The sequence below is a fragment of the Streptomyces sp. NPDC093221 genome (genome assembly GCF_044753885.1).
In the GTDB taxonomy this organism is placed as follows: Bacteria; Actinomycetota; Actinomycetes; order Streptomycetales; family Streptomycetaceae; genus Actinacidiphila.
The window spans coordinates 346583-364539 of sequence record NZ_JBIVOA010000008.1; the positions used below are offsets into that span (position 1 = coordinate 346583).

Annotated in this window: 13 protein-coding genes; 7 read left to right on the forward strand and 6 right to left on the reverse strand. The window is 71.6% G+C overall.

What is annotated here, in order from left to right; translation table 11 throughout:
* Window positions 1-81 precede the first annotated feature (81 nt).
* Window positions 82-1860, reverse strand: coding sequence for an aspartate--tRNA ligase (gene aspS, locus ACIQCJ_RS27980; RefSeq protein ID WP_355339618.1), 1779 nt, complete (start codon window positions 1858-1860; stop codon window positions 82-84).
* Window positions 1861-2021: 161 nt separating this feature from the next.
* Between aspS and ACIQCJ_RS27985 the strand changes: the two genes are divergently transcribed.
* Window positions 2022-4136: a SpoIIE family protein phosphatase gene (locus ACIQCJ_RS27985; protein WP_402712907.1), complete on the forward strand. Its 2115-nt coding sequence runs from the start codon at window positions 2022-2024 to the stop codon at window positions 4134-4136.
* Window positions 4137-4357: 221 nt separating this feature from the next.
* Window positions 4358-5563: an acyltransferase family protein gene (locus ACIQCJ_RS27990; protein ID WP_402712908.1), complete on the forward strand. Its 1206-nt coding sequence runs from the start codon at window positions 4358-4360 to the stop codon at window positions 5561-5563.
* On the opposite strand, the gene ACIQCJ_RS27995 is transcribed toward ACIQCJ_RS27990, so the two are convergent.
* Window positions 5511-5963, reverse strand: a complete 453-nt coding sequence (locus ACIQCJ_RS27995) for an ATP-binding protein (RefSeq protein WP_391158641.1) — start codon at window positions 5961-5963, stop codon at window positions 5511-5513. The two genes, ACIQCJ_RS27990 and ACIQCJ_RS27995, sit on opposite strands and share 53 nt — an antisense overlap.
* 224 nt (window positions 5964-6187) lie before the next feature.
* Here ACIQCJ_RS27995 and ACIQCJ_RS28000 point away from each other — a divergent pair, with 224 nt between their 5' ends.
* Window positions 6188-7039, forward strand: a complete 852-nt coding sequence (locus ACIQCJ_RS28000; protein WP_391041868.1) for a Scr1 family TA system antitoxin-like transcriptional regulator — start codon at window positions 6188-6190, stop codon at window positions 7037-7039.
* 14 nt (window positions 7040-7053) lie between these two features.
* Entirely contained in the window at window positions 7054-7245 is a 192-nt protein-coding gene (locus ACIQCJ_RS28005; protein ID WP_355339601.1) for a hypothetical protein, read from the forward strand.
* A 157-nt stretch (window positions 7246-7402) separates the two neighbouring features.
* Here ACIQCJ_RS28005 and ACIQCJ_RS28010 read toward each other — a convergent pair whose 3' ends face one another.
* Complete coding sequence (locus ACIQCJ_RS28010; protein WP_355339584.1) at window positions 7403-8365, reverse strand: pirin family protein; 963 nt, start codon at window positions 8363-8365, stop codon at window positions 7403-7405.
* Window positions 8366-8568: 203 nt separating this feature from the next.
* Window positions 8569-9012 carry an SseB family protein gene (locus ACIQCJ_RS28015; RefSeq protein WP_391041886.1) on the reverse strand — a complete coding sequence of 148 codons (444 nt, stop codon included), beginning with the start codon at window positions 9010-9012 and terminating at the stop codon, window positions 8569-8571.
* A 136-nt stretch (window positions 9013-9148) separates the two neighbouring features.
* Here ACIQCJ_RS28015 and ACIQCJ_RS28020 point away from each other — a divergent pair, with 136 nt between their 5' ends.
* The 3 genes from ACIQCJ_RS28020 (at window position 9149) to ACIQCJ_RS28030 (ending at window position 12801) form a co-directional block, all read left to right on the forward strand.
* On the forward strand, window positions 9149-10975 hold the full coding sequence (locus ACIQCJ_RS28020) for an acyl-CoA dehydrogenase C-terminal domain-containing protein (RefSeq protein WP_391041888.1): 1827 nt from the start codon (window positions 9149-9151) through the stop codon (window positions 10973-10975).
* Between the two features lie 137 nt (window positions 10976-11112).
* Window positions 11113-12405 carry a M18 family aminopeptidase gene (locus ACIQCJ_RS28025; RefSeq protein ID WP_402712909.1) on the forward strand — a complete coding sequence of 431 codons (1293 nt, stop codon included), beginning with the start codon at window positions 11113-11115 and terminating at the stop codon, window positions 12403-12405.
* A 159-nt stretch (window positions 12406-12564) separates the two neighbouring features.
* The gene (locus tag ACIQCJ_RS28030; protein WP_188282515.1) at window positions 12565-12801 is read left to right on the forward strand and encodes a hypothetical protein; all 237 of its coding nucleotides are present in this window, start codon (window positions 12565-12567) and stop codon (window positions 12799-12801) included.
* A 48-nt stretch (window positions 12802-12849) separates the two neighbouring features.
* On the opposite strand, the gene ACIQCJ_RS28035 is transcribed toward ACIQCJ_RS28030, so the two are convergent.
* On the reverse strand, window positions 12850-15927 hold the full coding sequence (locus tag ACIQCJ_RS28035; RefSeq protein WP_402712910.1) for a hypothetical protein: 3078 nt from the start codon (window positions 15925-15927) through the stop codon (window positions 12850-12852).
* 99 nt (window positions 15928-16026) lie between these two features.
* Entirely contained in the window at window positions 16027-17934 is a 1908-nt protein-coding gene (locus tag ACIQCJ_RS28040) for an NHL domain-containing thioredoxin family protein (protein ID WP_355339572.1), read from the reverse strand.
* Window positions 17935-17957 lie beyond the last annotated feature (23 nt).

The window sequence follows — 17957 nt, forward strand, 5'->3', positions numbered from 1 at the left end:
CGTTGTTCCTCTCCACACCCCTTCAACGCGGTGACCCGCCTCCGGGGTTGCCCCCCGGCTCGCCCCTCCCGAGACGCCGTCCTAGCGCCCCGCGGAAGGGCGCCCTGCCGAAGGGCGGAGCTGGATGTGGAGCTCGCGCAGCCGCGCCTCCTCGACCTCGGAGGGCGCGCCCATGAGCAGGTCCTGGGCGTTCTGGTTGAGCGGAAACGCGATCGTCTCGCGGATGTTGGGCTCATCGGCGAGGAGCATGACCATACGGTCGACGCCCGGCGCGATGCCCCCGTGCGGCGGCGCGCCGAAGTGGAAGGCGCGGAGCATGCCGCCGAACTCGGCCTCCACCGTCTCGCGGGTGTAGCCCGCGATCTCGAACGCGCGGTACATGACGGCGGGTTCGTGGTTACGGATGGCCCCGGAGGACAGCTCGATGCCGTTGCAGACGATGTCGTACTGCCAGGCCAGGATGTCCAGCGGGTCCTTGGTGTTGAGGGCTTCGAGGCCGCCCTGCGGCATGGAGAAGGGGTTGTGCGAGAACTCCACGGCCCCGGTGTCCTCGTTGCGCTCGAACATCGGGAAGTCGACGATCCAGCAGAAGCGGAAGACGTTCTCCTCGAACTGGCCGGTGCGCTTGGCGGCCTCGACCCGGACCGGGCCCATGATCTTGGAGACCTCGTCGAACTCACCGGCGCCGAAGAAGATCGCGGTGCCGGGCTTCGCGCCGACGGCGGCGAGCAGCGCGGTGACGTCCTCGGGGGTGAGGAATTTGGCGATCGGGCCGGTCAACGCGTTGCCGTCGCCGACCCGGACCCAGGCCAGGCCCTTGGCGCCGAGCGAGACCGCGTACTCGCCGAGCTGGTCGAAGAACTTGCGCGGCTGCTCGGCGGTGTCGGGCACGGCGAGCGCGCGTACGTGCTTGCCGGCGAACGCCTTGAAGCCGCTCCCGGCGAACACGTCGGAGACGTCAACCAGTTCGAGCGTGGTGCGCAGGTCCGGCTTGTCGTTGCCGTACTTGAGCATCGACTCGCGGAAGGGGATGCGGGGGAACGGCGAGGTGACCGTGCGTCCGCCGCCCAGCTCGGTGAAGAGGTCGGTCATGACCTTCTCGATGACGCCGAAGACGTCCTCCTGCTCGACGAAGCTCATCTCGACGTCGAGCTGGTAGAACTCGCCGGGCGAGCGGTCGGCGCGTGAGTCCTCGTCGCGGAAGCAGGGCGCGATCTGGAAGTAGCGGTCGAAGCCGGAGATCATCAGGAGCTGCTTGAACTGCTGCGGGGCCTGCGGCAGCGCGTAGAACTTCCCGGCGTGCACGCGGGAGGGCACCAGGAAGTCGCGGGCGCCCTCGGGGGAGGTGGCCGACAGGATCGGGGTGGCCATCTCGTTGAAGCCGAGCGCGGTCATCTCGCGGCGCAGGAAGGAGATGACCTGGGTGCGCAGCATGATGTTGCGGTGCATGCGCTGGCGGCGCAGGTCGAGGAAGCGGTTGGTGAGCCGCATCTCCTCGTTCGCGTTGTCCTCGGGGAAGACCGGGAAGGGCAGCGGGTCGGCCGCGCCCAGCACCTCCAGGGCGGTCACGTCGACCTCGACCTCGCCGGTCGGCAGCTCCGGGTTGACGTTCTCCGCGGAGCGGGCCAGGACGCGGCCGTCGACGCGGACGACGGACTCCTTGGACTGGCCGCTGAGCTGGTCGTACACCGGGGAGCCGGGGCGGACGACGAGCTGGGTGAAGCCGTAGTGGTCGCGCAGGTCGACGAAGAGGATGCCGCCCAGGTCGCGGCGATTGTGCAGCCAGCCGGACAGGCGGACGTCGGTGTCGACGTCGGTGGCGCGCAGCTCGCCGCAGGTGTGGGACCGGTACCGGTGCATCATTCGTCCTCGACGCTGGATGTTGGGTGGGTGGCCGGGCCAGCGGCCCAGCACAGCTTACCGGCGCCCGCACACCGGCCTCACTCCGGATTCGGTGGGGCGTAAGGCCACGAAGGCCGCCCTACTGGGCCATAACGCCCCAATTCTCATAAACTGACACAATGCGCACCGAGGACGTCCTGGCCGCAGTCGGTACCGGGCTGTGGCAGTGGCACGAGGCCACCGGCACCGTGACGGTCGACGCCCGCGCCGCGCGCCTGCTCGGGCTGTCCGGCGGCCCGGCCGAGCACCGGACGTCCGCCGTTCGGGCGTGCCTGCACGCCGCCGATTACGTGTCGCTGGCCGGCGCGGTCTCGCTGGCCTACTCGGAGGGCACGGTCGCCGAGGCGCTGGTGCGGGTGGTGGGCGACGACGGCGCGACCCTGCGGACGGTACGGGCCAGGGTGCGCCCGCAGGGCACGGTGATGGCGGGCACGCTGCACGAGGTGCGCGGCGGCCCCTCACGGGCGGCGCAGGCGGGCGGCGGCTGGCGGCGGGCCAGGGAGGCGTTCCTGCTGGACGCGGGGCGCGCGCTGGCCGAGGCCGACTCCACCGCCGAGGTGCTGCGGGTGGCGGCCACCTTGTCGATGCCGGGTTTCTCGCCCGACGGCCTCGCCGTCTTCGGCACGGACGGCGACCGGCTGTCGGTGATCGGGCACCACGGGCAGGCGGCGGGCACCGAGGACCCCTTCCTCGACATGCCGCTGGACACCGACTACCCGGCCGCGCTGGTGGTCCGTACCGGCCAGGCGGTCTATCTGCCGTCGCCGGCCGCGTACGAGGACCGCTTCCCGGTCACCTGGCCGCTGGTGAAACCGTTTGGCCGCTCCTCCTGGGCGTATCTCCCGCTGGTCGTGGCCGGGTCCACGATCGGCGCCTGGATGGCGGCCTTCCGCGACCCGGTGGCCTTCACCCCCGACGAGCGCTCGGTGCTCACCACCGTGGCCCGGATGCTCGCGCAGGCGCTGTCCCGCGCGCATCTGCACGAGTCGGAGCGCGCCCTGACCGACGGCCTCCAGCGCACGATGCTGCCCGCGCGCAGGCCCGGCATCGAGGGCATGGCGGTGGCCGCCCGGTACGTGCCGACCGGCGGCGGCCTCCAGGTCGGCGGCGACTGGTACGACGTGATCGGGCTGCCGTCGGGCCGAACCGCGATCGTCATCGGCGACGTCCAGGGCCACGACGTACGGGCCGCGGGGATCATGGGCCAGCTGCGGATCGCGCTGCGCGCCTACGCGGCCGAGGGCCACCACCCGGACGCGGTGCTCTCGCGCACCTCCCGCTTTCTGGCCGGGCTGCACGACGGGCTCCCCGACGGGCCGGCGGACGGGCTGCGCGACGGCCTGCACGAGGGGCTGAGCGCCGACGAGTCCGCCGACGTACGCTTCGCGACCTGCCTCTATCTGGAGGCCGACCCGCTGACCGGCACGCTCGACGTGGTGCGCGCCGGGCACCCGGAGCCCGCGATCCGGCTCGGCGACGGTACGACGATCGTCCGGCGTACGGCGGGCGGCCTGCCGCTGGGCATCGAGCCGGACACCGACTACCCGACGACCCGGCTGGTCCTGGAGCCCGGCGAGGTGCTGCTGCTGTGCACCGACGGCCTGATCGAGACCGGCGGCCACGACCTGGAGACCGGCTGGCAGCGGCTGCGCGATGTGCTGGAGGCCGGGCCCGCGGGCGATCTGGAGGAGCTGGCCGACTCCCTGATCCGCGCGGTGCACGGGCCCGCCTCCCACCACACCACCGGGCCGCTGGCCGACCGCCGCGAGGACGACATCGCGCTGGTCCTGCTGCGCCGCGACCCCGACGGCCCGACCTGCGCGGTCCCGGTCCGCCGCGCGGTGCTGACCGTCTCGCAGACCGACCCGGGCCGCATCCGCGCCACCCGCGACGACATCCGCGCCCTGCTGCACGACTGGACCTCGGCCGACCAGGTCGAGTCCGCCGTCCTGCTCGTCTCCGAACTCGTCACCAACGTGCTGGTGCACACCGACGAGGACGCCGTGCTGACCGCCATGGTCACCGGCATGCCCGGCACCCGCCGCCTCCACGTCGAGGTCGGCGACCGCTCCGACGACATGCCGCACCGCCGCTCCCCCGGCGAGATGGCCTCCTCCGGCCGCGGCCTGATGCTCATCGAGGAGCTCGCCGACGCCTGGGGCGTCGACCCGCGCGGCGACGGCAAGTCCATCTGGTTCGAGCTGTACGAGGCGACGAGCCCGTCGATCGGGTGACCGCCCGGCGGGGGGGCGGGGTCGGCCGCGGACGCGAATCCGTCACGGTCGTGTGAACCGGCCGTGAAACGGAGGAAAACACTGGTCGCACAGAGCGGTTGGGCCCGCTCCAACGCCCCGTGGAGCCGGTGCCTCCACCTAGCCTGAACGCCTACGTGACGGGCGATCGTACGGCCGACCGCGCGCCCTGACACTCACGCCGGCGAAAAGGCAGCACTGGGATGAGCCTGAAACTCCCCGCACCCACGGACGATCCGACGTCGCCCGGCGACCCGACCGCGCCCGGCGACCCGACGTCGCCCGGCCGCGTACCGGCGGCGTCCGCCGCACCGGCACCGCGCGGCGGCGGGAAGGGCCGGTTGCGGGCGCTGGACGGGCTGCGGCTGGTGGCCGCGCTCATGGTGGCGATCTACCACCTGGCCTTCCGGGGCAGCGGAGCCTGGCGCGGACAGCCGCTGGAGATCTTCCCGCACCTGTCGCACGCCGCCGCGTACGGACCGCTGGGCGTGCAGTTCTTCTTCATCATCAGCGGCTTCGTGATCTGCATGAGCGGCTGGGGCCGCAGCGTCAAGGCGTTCGCGATCTCCCGGATCAGCCGCCTGTACCCGGCCTACTGGGCGGCGCTGATCCTGGTGACCGTCGTCCTGTTCGTCCTCGGCTACAAGACCGTCTCGCGCACCGACCTGCTCACCAACTTCACGATGCTCCAGACCCCGGCGGGCTCCGAGCGCGTCCTGGGCGTCTCCTGGACGCTGTGGGCCGAGATGCGCTTCTACGTGCTCTTCGCCGTCACCGTCCTGTGGCGCGGCGCCACCCGCAAGCGCGTCCTGGCCTTCTGCGCCCTGTGGACGATCGGCGCCCTGTACGCGGACTCCTCCGGCCAGGAGTTCCTCAAGCTGGCCCTGATGCCCGAGTACGCGCCCTTCTTCATCGGCGGCATCGGCCTCTACCTGCTGCGCCGCTTCGGCCACGACCTGCTGACCTGGGGCGTCGTCGCGACCGGCTTCCTGCTCGGCCAGCACTACGCGGTCCTGGGCCTCGTCCCCAAGCCCGGTGTGGCCGTCACCTTCCACCGCTCGCCGACCGTCGTCATCGCCCTGGTCGCCGCGGGCTTCGCCGCCATCGCCGCGGTGACGCTCGTGCGCCGCGTCGCCGACGTCGACTGGCGCTGGCTGACCACGGCGGGCGCCCTGACGTACCCCTTCTACCTGGTCCACGAGATCCTGGGCACGCTCGTCATCGAGAAGCTGAAGGCCCACACCGGCATACCGAACTACGGCGTGCTCGCCCTCGCGATCGGCTCGATGCTGCTGCTCGCCTACCTCATCTACCGCCTGGTCGAACGCCCCTTGACGCCGATCCTGCGCCGCGCGCTCACCCACCAGGCCAACCGCCTGTCCGAAGCCCGCCCGGCCTCGACCGGCTGACGTCGCTGAGCCCGGCGACCACCGACTTCCCGCGCACCGGGCGCGGCACGACTCCCCAGACCTCGGCGAGGGCGTCGATGAGCACCAGCCCCCTTCCGCCCTCGCTCTCCGGCCCGGCCTCGGCCAACTCCGGCTTCTCCGGCCCGCCGTCGGACACCGCCACCCAGTAGTGCCCGTCGGCGGGCCACAGCACCAGCTCGATGACCGCGTCCTCCTCGCACCGGTCCCCGTGCCGCACGGCGTTCGTGACCAGCTCACTGGTCACCAACCCGAGATCCGCGGCCAGTTGGGGCTCCACTCCACGAGGGAGCGCCTCCGCGACGGCGTGCCGCGCCCGGCGCACGGACTCCGGCCGCGCCGGGAAGCGCCAGAGTGCTGGTAAGCGGGGGATTTCAGGCATGACGAACTCCGTTGCGTCGAAGGGGTCTTGTGGCGTCTTGAGGGTTCGCCGGTGGCATGCCGCCGTCACTCGCGGTGCGCTTCCGACGTAGTTGTGCGTAGCTGCGCGCTACTACGGTAGGGGGATGGGGCCACTTTTGCCAGGCGCTTCAAATAAATGGCCTCCCGGCCATGCGCCTATGCTCACCGTGGCAAGCGGTCGAGACACGCACAGGGAGGAAGGGCATGCCGACGAGGACGGTCCTCACCGAGCGACAGAAGCGTGTGGGAAGCGAGTTGCGCAGGCTGCGCACGGCGGCGGGCATGTCCGCCGAGAGCGCGGCGGGACTCCTGGGCGTCGACCGGAGCCGAATCTCCAACATGGAGTCGGGACTTCGGGCGATCAGCGCGGAGCGCGTGCGCAAGCTGGCCGTCAACTGCGAATGCACGGACGAGCGGTACGTCAACGCCTTGGCCGCGATGGCCGAGCCGAGCGGCACCGGATGGTGGGAGCGTTATCGGGGCAGCCTGCCCCAGGGGTTCCTGGACATCTCCGAAATGGAGGCAGGCGCGTTACGGCTGCGCGGCGCCAACACGGTCCACATCCCGGGCATGCTCCAGACGTCCGACCACGCCATAGCCATCTTCCGCGCCGTGGTGCCCAAGCTCCCGGAGCACGAGGTCGCCCTGCGCCTCGCCCACCGATCGGAGCGCCAGCAACTGGTCACCGGCACCAGCACGCTCCCGTACGTCGCGGTGATCCACGAAGCCGCGCTGCGCATGCAGTTCGGGGGACCTGACGTGGCGCGCGCCCAACTGGACTACCTGCTGGAGGTCTCCGAGCGGGACAACGTCACCGTGCTGGTCCTCCCCTTCGCCCACGGGGCCTTCCCCGGCGCGGGTCACACCGTCGTCTACGCCGAAGGCGCCGTGAGCCAGCTCGACACCGTGCAGGTCGACAGCTCCCACGGACCGGTCTTCCTCCACGCCGAGGCGCAACTCGCGAAATACCGAGCGCAACTCGACCTGTTGGAAGAGTTGTCCGTGTCCGCCGACCGGTCCCGCGACCTCATCCGCGAGATCGCGCACCAGCTCTGAGGAGATCAGACCCGATGCCCGACATCACCTGGGAAGCCCCCTTCTGCGGCGAAGGCAGCTCCTGCTTCCGCCTCGGCACCGACGCCGACGGCAACGGCTACATAGCCGTCAACGGCCGCGAGGACGAATACCTCACCGACACCCGCGAAGCCCTCCGCACCCTGATCACCGACATCAAGGCCGGCAAGGCCGACCACCTGCTGTAGGCCGGCCACCTCGCGGTCAAGAAGCCCCCGACGGCCGTCGGCCGTCACCGTCGGGTCAGGTCACGACCCGCAGTGCCGCGGGCCTGCTCGACACACCCCTCGAAACACCGCCCGGCGCGCGGCCCGGCGCACCGTCCGGGCCGCCGGGGCGGACCGGCTAGCGGCCGAGGACCGTGTCGGCCGGGATGGTGCCGAGGCGGCCGGCCTGGAAGTCGTCGAAGGCCTGGGCCAGTTCGGCGTGGGTGTTCATGACGAAGGGGCCGTACTGCATCATCGGCTCGCGGATCGGGAGGCCGCCGAGCAGGACGACCTCGAAGTTGGGCGAGCGGGACTCCTGGGTCTCGTCCGCGCGGATGGTGAGGGAGTCTCCCTTGCCGAAGACGACGGCCTGGCCCATACGGAAGGGGCGGGCGTCGGGGCCCGCGAAGCCGCGGCCGGCGAGGCCGTAGGCGAGGGCGTTGAAGTCGGCGCGCCAGGGCAGGGTCACCGAGGCGCCGGGGTTCACCGAGACGTGGATCATCGTGATCGGGGTGTGGGTGGCGCCGGGGCCCTCGTGGCCCGCGAGGTCACCGGCGATCAGCCGGATCAGCGCGCCGCCGTCACCCGAGGTGAGCAGCTTCAGACCGCCCGCCCGGATGTCCTGGTACTTGGGCGGCATCATCTTGTCGGCCTTCGGCAGGTTCACCCAGAGCTGGAGGCCGTGGAAGAGGCCGCCGCTGGTGACCAGCGACTCCGGCGGGGTCTCGATGTGCAGCAGGCCGGACCCGGCGGTCATCCACTGCGTGTCGCCGTTGGTGATCGTGCCGCCACCGCCGTGCGAGTCCTGGTGGATGAAGGTGCCGTCCATGATGTACGTGACGGTCTCGAAGCCGCGGTGCGGGTGCCAGGGGGTGCCCTTGGGCTCTCCCGGCGCGTACTCCACCTCACCCATCTGGTCCATCATGATGAACGGGTCGAGGTTGCGGTAGTCGATGCCCGCGAAGGCGCGGCGCACGGGGAAGCCCTCCCCCTCGAAACCGCTCGGGGCGGTGGACACCTGTAGCGCCTTGCGGGGCTGGGCGTCGTCGGGCGCGCTCACACGCGGCAGGGTCAGCGGGTTCTCTACGGTCACGGCGGGCATGACTGCCTCCTTCGGGATGCTCCGGTTCCAAAGTAGTTGAACACTGAACATCTTGCAAGGCGTGACTATTCCAGCACTCACCGGAGGGGAAGATCGAAAGCGCGGGCGTACGAGCCGGGACGTGCGCCCGTACGGTCTCAGGCGTACCGCCGTGCGGCCTCAGGCGTGCCGCCGTACGGCCTCAGGCGTGCCGCCGGGCAGCCTCAGCCGTACATCCGGCGCATCGTGAAGTCGACCATCTGCTCGACCGCCTTGGCGTCGAAGACCATGCGATGCTGGCCGTCGATGTCCAGCACGAAGCCGTAGCCGGTGGGCAGCAGGTCCAGCACCTCGGCGCCGGTGATCACGAAGAACTTGGACTCCTTGCCCGCGTACCGCCGCAGCTCCTTCAGGGAGGTGAACATCGGGATGACCGGCTGCTGGGTGTCGTGCAGTGCCAGGAAGCCCGGATTGTCGCCGCGCGGGCAGTACACCTTGGACGTGGCGAAGATCGCCTGGAAGTCCTCGGCGGCCATCGAACCCGTGGTGAAGGCGCGGACCGCGTCGGCCAGGGACGGCGGGGAGGGCTCCGGATAGCCACCGGGCATGGGTGCGGCGCCCTGGACCGGGCCGGGTCCGGGATTCACGCTCTGCTCGTAGCCGTACACGGCCTCAAGAGTAACGGCCCCCGGGACGAGGAAACGGTCACATCCGGCCCTTCCGGGGTTGCTTCTTATTACCGACGGGTAGCATTATTTTCCACGAGTGCCACGACCACCCCACTTGCGATACGGAGCCGACGTCATGGGCCACTACAAGTCGAACCTCCGCGACATCGAGTTCAACCTCTTCGAGGTGCTCGGCCGCGACCAGCTCTACGGCACGGGTCCGTTCGCCGAGATGGACGTGGAGACCGCGAAGGACGTCCTCGCCGAGCTGGCGCGCATGGCGGAGAACGAGCTGGCGGAGTCCTTCGCCGACGCCGACCGCAACCCGCCGGTCTTCGACCCGAAGACCAACACCGCCCCGGTGCCCGAGACCTTCAAGAAGAGCTACCAGGCCTTCATGGACGCCGAGTACTGGCGGCTCGGCCTGCCCGAGGAGATCGGCGGCACCACCGCGCCGCGCTCCCTGATCTGGTCCTACGCGGAGCTGGTGCTGGGCGCCAACCCCGCCGTGTGGATGTACTCCTCCGGCCCGGCCTTCGCCGGAATCCTCTACGAGGAGGGCACCGAGGAGCAGAAGAAGATCGCCGCGCTCATGGTCGACAAGCAGTGGGGCTCCACCATGGTCCTCACCGAGCCCGACGCGGGCTCCGACGTCGGCGCGGGCCGCACGAAGGCGGTCAAGCAGGACGACGGCACCTGGCACATCGAGGGCGTCAAGCGCTTCATCACCTCGGGCGAGCACGACATGTCCGAGAACATCATCCACTACGTGCTGGCCCGCCCCGAGGGCGCGGGACCCGGCACCAAGGGCCTGTCGCTGTTCATGGTCCCGAAGTACGAGTTCGACTTCGAGACCGGCGAGCTGGGCGAGCGCAACGGCGTCTACGCCACCAACGTCGAGCACAAGATGGGCCTGAAGGCGTCCAACACCTGCGAGATGACCTTCGGCGACGGGCTCCCCGCCAAGGGCTGGCTGATCGGCGAGAAGCACGACGGCATCCGGCAGATGTTCCGGATCATCGAATTCGCCCGCATGATGGTCGGCACGAAGGCCATCGCGACGCTCTCCACCGGCTACCTGAACGCGCTGGAGTACGCCAAGGAGCGCGTGCAGGGCCCGGACCTCGCGCAGTTCATGGACAAGACCGCGCCCAAGGTCACCATCACCCACCACCCCGACGTCCGCCGCTCGCTCATGACGCAGAAGGCGTACGCCGAGGGCATGCGGGCGCTGGTGCTCTACACCGCCTCCGTGCAGGACGCCATCCAGGTCGCCGAGGCGGCCGGCGAGGACGCCACGAGGCTGCACGGGCTCAACGACCTGCTGCTGCCGATCGTCAAGGGCTACGGCTCCGAGAAGTCGTACGAGCAGCTCGCCCAGTCCCTCCAGACCTTCGGCGGCTCCGGGTACCTCCAGGAGTACCCGATCGAGCAGTACATCCGGGACGCCAAGATCGACACGCTCTACGAGGGCACCACCGCCATCCAGGGGCAGGACTACTTCTTCCGGAAGATCGTCCGCGACCAGGGGCAGGCCATGACGGCGCTCAGCGAGGAGATCAAGAAGTTCCTCGCCGAGGCCACGGGCGGGGAGGACCTGGCCGCCGCCCGCGACCAGCTCGCCAAGGCGGCGGTGGACCTGGAGGCGATCGTCGGCGCCATGCTCACGGACCTTTCGGCCACCGAGCAGGACGTCCGCTCGATCTACAAGGTGGGGCTCAACACCACGCGGCTGCTGCTCGCCTCCGGTGACGTGGTCATCGGATACCTGCTCCTGCGCGGGGCCGGCGTGGCCGCCGAGAAGCTCTCCGGGGCCTCCGCCAAGGACGCCGCCTTCTACGCGGGGAAGGTCGCCGCCGCGAAGTTCTTCGCCGCCAATGTCCTTCCCGGCGTGGGGACGGCTCGGTCCCTGGCCGAATCCGTCGACCTCGGCCTCATGGACCTCCCGGAGGACTCCTTCTGACCCGCCCCCGGGGACTCCTTCCAACCCGCCCCGGCGGGCAGTCCGGTGGTCGCCGGACTGCCCGCCGGTGGTGGGTTGCTCGCGCACCCCGCGCCCCTCACGGGGCGAGCCATGTGGCCGAAAACTAAGCTGAGGGCATGAGCTCTCAGCGTCCGGCGTTTGACCGTAAGCACACCGAAGATCTGGCCGCCTTCGTGCAGGCGAGTCCGACGCCGTACCACGCGGTGGCGACCGTGGCGGAGCGGCTGGAGGGGGCCGGGTTCCGGCGGGTGGCGGAGACGGAGAAGTGGGGGGCCGAGCCGGGCGGGCGGTATGTGCTGCGCGGGGGCGCGGTGGTGGCGTGGTTCGTGCCGGACGGCGCACGGCCGGAGACACCGTTCAGGATCGTCGGCGCGCACACGGACTCGCCGAATCTGCGGGTGAAGCCGCGCCCGGACATGGGGTCGCAGGGCTGGCGCCAGGTGGCGGTGGAGATCTACGGCGGCCCGCTGCTGAACAGCTGGCTGGACCGGGACCTGGGCCTGGCGGGCCGGCTGACGCTGCGCGACGGCAGTACGCGGCTGGTCGCGACCGACCGCCCGCTGCTGCGGGTGCCGCAGCTCGCGATCCACCTGGACCGGGGCGTGAACGACGGGCTGACGCTGGACAAGCAGCGCCACCTCCAGCCGGTGTGGGGCCTGGGCGACGCGCAGGACGGCGACCTGATCGGCTACCTCGCCGAGCGGGCGGACCTCGACCCGGAGGACGTCGTCGGCTGGGACCTGATGACGCACGACACGCAGCCGCCCGCCTTCCTCGGGCGCGACGAGGAGCTGTTCGCCTGCCCCCGGCTGGACAATCTGCTGTCGGTGCACGCGGGCGCCGCCGCGCTGGCCGCCGCGGCGGGCGGCCAGGACCTCACGTACATCCCGGTGCTCGCTGCCTTCGACCACGAGGAGAACGGCAGCCAGTCCGACACCGGCGCCCAGGGCCCGCTGCTCGGCAACGTCCTCAGCCGCTCGGTGCACGCGCGCGGCGGCGGCTTCGAGGAGCGGCAGCGCGCGCTGGCCGGGAGCGTCTGCGTCTCGTCGGACTCCGGCCACGCCGTGCACCCCAACTACGCCGAGCGGCACGACCCGACGCACCACCCGCGCGCCAACGGCGGCCCGATCCTGAAGACCAACGTCAACCAGCGGTACGCCACCGACGGCACCGGCCGCGGCGTCTTCGCGGCGGCCTGCGACACCGCGGGCGTCCCCTACCAGCACTTCGTGTCGAACAACTCGATGCCCTGCGGGACGACGGTCGGCCCGATCACCTCCGCCCGGCACGGCATCACCACGGTCGACGTCGGGGTGCCGATCCTCTCGATGCACTCGGCCCGCGAGATGTCCGGCGCCGACGACCCGCATCTGCTGGCCAGCGCCCTGACGGCCTTCCTGGCGGCCTGACTCCGGGGCCTGCTTCCCGGGGCCTTCCGGGGCCTGCTTGCGGGCCGGGGCCGCGCCCCGGCCCGCCCGCGACCCGATGCGCCTGCTTGTGCCCCGAGGTCCGGGGTAGGCGCTGCTTCAGAACGCCGGAGCACAACTAGGCCAAAGGAAGCGGTAATTGTGGGCATCGGAGGCTGCATCATTCTGATCGCGGTCGGTGCGATCATCACGTTCGCCACCGACTGGCACGCCAAGGGCGTCAACATGGATCTGCTCGGCCTGATCATGATGGCCGTCGGCATCATCGGACTCGCCGCTTACGTCAGCATCTTCAAGCGCCGCCGGATTCCCCCGACGGCCGACGGCGACATCCCGCCCGTCGAGGAGCGCTACTACCCGGGTGACCGGCGGTACTGACACCAGGCCAGTACCACCGGCGTTCTGACGTGAGGTCAGCCCCGGATCTCAGAACAGCGACTTGTACATCTGCCAGCCCGCGCCGAGCCTGACGCGGGCGGCAAAGCCCGGCTCGCTGTCGCGGCCGTCGTAGCGCCACAGGTCGCCCGCCGCGTCACGGGCGACCAGTCCGGTGAGGTACGCCCCCCGGACCGGCCGGATTTCGCCGACGCCCACGATCGAGTTGTAGATGTTCCAGCCGGACCCGATCTTCACGCGCGGCCCGAAGTGCCCCTTGCCGTCGCCGTCATAGGCCCACAGCACCCCGGACTTGTCCCGGGCCAGAAGCTGACGGCCGTAGCCGACGGATTCGGAGTGCTGCGAGCCGATCAGCAGGTTGTACGTGTTCCAGCCGCCGCCGATGAGGGTGCGCGGCCCGAACCTGCCGTTCCGGTCGGCGGCGTAGAGGTACAGGCTGCCGGACGGCGTACGCGCCACGAGGTCCGCGCGGCCGTCACCGGTCAGGTCGCCGACCGAGGCCAGCGCGTCGTACGCGTTCCAGCCGGGGCCGATGAGCGTGCGCGGCTGGGACGGGGTGAAGTTCGTGCCCGCCTTGCCGTCGTAGCGCCACAGTTGGCCCGAGGCGTCCCTGACCAGCAGGTCGTTGACCCGGTCGCCGCCGAGGTCGCCGTAGGGCACGTACAGCGAGGACGTCGGCCAACCGGACGTGGAGCGGGCCGCGTTGACGTTGCCCTTGCCGTTGCCGGCGCGCAGGTCCAGGCGGCCGGACGGGGTGAGGCCGAAGAAGTCGCCGGTCCCGTCACCGGTGAAGTCGTGCACGCCCGCGGCGCCCTTGACGACGATCAGGCCGGTGAGGGAGAGCCCGCCGGGGCCGCCGTCGGCCGGGGGCGCGGTCAGCGTCCAGGTGTAGCGGCCGTTCTTGACCCACGCCCCGTCGGCGCCCTTGAGATTCCAACTCGCCGACACCTGCGCGCCCTTGGAGCCGCGGCGGGTGGCGACCGTCCTGCCCGCCTCGTCCGTGACCGTCAGGCTCCAGCCCGCGACGGGCCGGGACAGCGTCCACCTGCCGTACCAGTCCTCGGGGTTGTCCAGGACGTCGACGACGGCCGGGCCGACGTCGCTGCTCAGCACCGACACCGCGCTGCGCGGTATCGAGGTCAACGGCTGCACGTGGAAGCGGTGTTGCGCATCGACGTAGGCGACACCGCCGCCGTACTTGTCCACCGTCCACGTCACGCCTCGGTCGTCGGCCAGGTCGCTCGCTGCCAGTTCCGCGAGGTTGCTGCCGACGGCCGAGCCCGTGTGCACGTCGGTGAGCATCAGACGGCCCGCCGTCGTGTCGTGCCGGACGACGTAACCGTCGCCCAGCAGCGCGGTCCCGGTCGGCACCGGCACGTTCTTGCCGGTCGTACGGTCGTACACCCCGGCGCTGGTGCCGCACGACCAGTACAGCCAACGCCCGTCCGCCTGAAGCTCCTTGGGCACGCACGGCGCGCCCGTCTGGACCGTGGCGCCGTACGTCCGCCGCTCCAGGTCGTACGGGCGGACGGTGCCGGTGGCGCTGCCGGGCACCCACAGGGTGCGGCCCCACAGCGCGGAGGCCGTGACCGGGCCGTCGAACAGGGTGCCGTCGTAGCGGAGGTCGAAGACCTTCTGCCGCGCGGGGGTGCCCGTGTGCACCACGACGTACGGTCCCGCGGCGTCGGTGACCGTGCCGGGCGCGCCGAGGAAGACGGCGCGCGAATCGGTCGGGGACGGCGGCTGGGGCACGGTGATGATGTTGGCGGCGGAGAAGGCCACGGTGCCGGTGCCGGTGCCCTGGAGGTGCACGCAGGAGACGCCGGAGCCGCAGTCGGCGGGCTTCGGACCGTAGCTCCACAGCAGTTCGGGTTCCGACACGGCGGGCGCCGGGCCCGCGGCCACATCGCGCCGTACCAGGGCCGGGTAGGGCCGGGTGGTGTCGGAGTACGCCAGCCGCCCGGCGCTGTAGGACAGTCCGTAGACCGTGGCCGCGACCGGCGGCAGCGTCTTGAGGTCGGTGACGGTCGCGTCGGCGCCGTCGGCCGCGGTGATCCGGCGGACCGCCCAGTCGTCGGGTCCGGTGCCGCCCTCGACCAGCACCGAGCCGTCGGGCGCGGTCGCCATGTCCGTGGCGACCTTGGCCAGCAGGGTCCGCGCGGGGCCGCCGCCGACCGGGACGGCCCGCAGCGGAAGTCCCGCGGACTGGCTGTCCGTCGACCGCTCCAGCACCAGGACGCGGTCCCCGGTGACGGTGAGCTTCGGCGTACCGTCCCGGCCGTCGGTGGGCAGCGGCGTCTTCTCGACGGGGGCCGTCGGGTCGTCGAGCCGTACGGTGTACGCCGTCGTGGCCGCGCCGCCGTACGCCAGCACCCGGTCCCTGCCGAGGACGACGGTGGTCTGCTCGGCGGCGGGCACGTCGGCGAGGATCGCGCGCAGCGTGCCGGTGCGGTAGTCCAGCAGGTAGGCGTGCGCGGTGCCGGGCGCGGCGCCCGAGGTCAGCCGCAGGACGGCGTGGTCGCGGTTCTGCGCGAGCAGGTCGGGCCAGTCGGGCACGGCGGTCCCCGGGGGCAGCCCGGTGACGGTCAGGTCGGCGGAACCGTCCTTGCCGTCGCCGATCACGTGCAGCGCGGCGAGCGTGCCGTCGGCGGCGGTCTCGCTGGTGAGGACGCGGTCGAGGCTGAAGCCGAACGGCACCCAGCGCTGGCCCACCGGCGCGGTGACCGTGCGGAAGGTGTTGGTGTCGTAGTCGGTGATCGTCACCGACTGGGACGGGAAGTTGCGGATGAGGTGCGCGGACAGGCCGGTGTTGACCAAGGGCGGCGTGGGATCCGGCAGTACCGGGCCCTCGCTGCCGTCCGCCGGATTCACCCAGTGGGCGCCGTTGGCCCCCCTGACCAGGTATCCGTCGTTCCCGGCGGTGATCAGCGGCTCGCTCTGCGGCAGCCACCGCGAACCGGCGGGTATGACGGTCTCCTGCGACGCGGTACCGGACGGCGTACCGTCCGCGTACGCCGTGCCGCCGGTGGCGGCCGGGGCGAGCCCGGCGGCCATGACGACGACGGTGGCCGCCGCGACGGAGCCGCGTGTGAGAGCGCGACGAGGCACTCGGTCCCTCCCCAGGTGACGCTCCGCCCCCCGGCGGATCAAGAGTGATGGCCGGAGCTTACTCACCGCCCGGGCACGCCCGTACGGCGCCTGTACGCCTTACGCGTCCAGGCCCGCCAGGACCAGCGCCAGCCGGGAGTCGCCGTCGGCGCCGACGCGGACCGGGACGCCCCAGTCCTGCTGGTGCACGTGACAGGCGGGGTAGGGGTTGGCCGGATCGTCGTCGCAGGACGCGGCCATCGCGGAGACGTGCAGGACGCCCTCGGTGACGGACGGGTCGAGGACCAGGTCGCGGAAGAGGTCGGTGCCCTTGCCCGCACCCTCCGCCAGGAGTTCCGGCGGGGTGGCGCTGACCAGCAGCCGCGTCGAGGGCCCGTAGCGCTCGTCGAGCTTCTGCCCGTCGGGCGCGGTGAACACCACGTCGAGCCGGAAGGCACCGGCCGCCACGTCGGTCGCGTCCCGCTGCGTACGGTGGGCGACGGCCTCCACGCGGACGGCCTCCTCCGGCAGGTGCATCCGGGTCAGCCGGTGCCCGGCGGACTCCACCACGACGATGTCGCCGTCCACGACCACCGCGTCCGAGGGCTCGCGCAGGCCGGTCGCGAGCGTGGTGACCTCGCCGGTCACCGGGTCGTAGCGGCGCAGCGCGTTGTTGTACGTGTCGCTGACCGCGACCGAGCCGTCCGGCAGCGCGGTGACGCCCAGCGGGTGCTGGAGCAGCGCCTGCCCGGCGGGGCCGTCGCGGTGGCCGAAGTCGAACAGGCCGGTGCCGACGGCCGTACGGATGATGTAGCGGCGCGGCTCTCCGCCGTCACCGCCTGCCGCGTCCGCGTCCGGGTCCGGGTCGTCGTCGGCGCGCTCGACCCAGCGCAGCGCCGAGGTCTCGGAGTCGGCGATCCACAGCCTTCCCCAGCCGTCGGCCGGGGGCGCCCCCGCCTCGCCGCGCTCCGGCGCCGCCGCGAGGCCGGACGGCTGGGCGAACCACGCCTGCGCCGCGTGCCCGTCCACCAGCCCTTCGTTGGTCGTGCCCGCCGCGACCCGTACGGTCTCCGTCGCCGGGTCGTACGTCCAGAGCTGGTGCACGCCCGCCATCGCGATCCACACCCGGTCGTCGAACCAGGCCACGTCCCACGGCGAGGACAGGTCCACCTCGCGGGCCGGGCCGGACGTCGGGGAGCCCTGCCACCACTGCTTTCCGGTGCCCGCGACCGTCGTCACGTGCCCGGTGCCCAGGTCGACGCGGCGCAGCGCGTGATTGACGGTGTCGGCGACGATCACGCTGCCGTCCGGCAGCAGCGTCAGCCCCTGCGGCTCGCTGAAGCGGGCCGTCTCCGCGTTGCCGTCGGCCAGCCCGCGCGTGCCGGTGCCGATCCGCCGCACCACGCTCTCGGCGTCCGCCGCCAGCTCCACCAGGGCGTGCCGGGTCGAGTCCGACACCAGGAAGTGCCCGGAGCCGGGCAGCGCGAGCGCCTTGCCGGGGAAGCGGAGGTCGGTCGCGACCGGCTCGGGCGGTACGTACGGGCCGTCGCCCCTGCGCAGGGTGCCCTTGGCCGCGTGCTCCTTCTCCAGCGCCGTCACGAGCTGCTCCAGCGCGTGCGCGTGCCCCTCGCCCGCGTGCTGCGCGACCACGTACCCCTCGGGGTCGATCACCACCAGCGTCGGCCAGGCCCGTACGGCGTACTGCTTCCACGTCGAGAGCTGCGGGTCGTCCAGCACCGGGTGGTGCACCTCGTACCGCTCCACCGCGTCCACGACCGCCTGGTGCTCGGCCTCGTGCACGAATTTCGGCGAGTGCACGCCGACGATCACCACCGTGTCCCTGTGCCGCTCCTCCAGGGCCCGCAGCTCGTCCAGGACATGCAGACAGTTCACACAGCAGAACGTCCAGAAATCCAGAATGACGATGCTGCCCCGCAGGTCAGCGAGGGTCGGATGCTTGTCGCCGGTGTTCAGCCAGCCGCCCTCGCCGGTCAGCTCGGGCGCCCGGACACGTGCACGTGCAGTCATATCCCCATCCAACAGCATCCGCC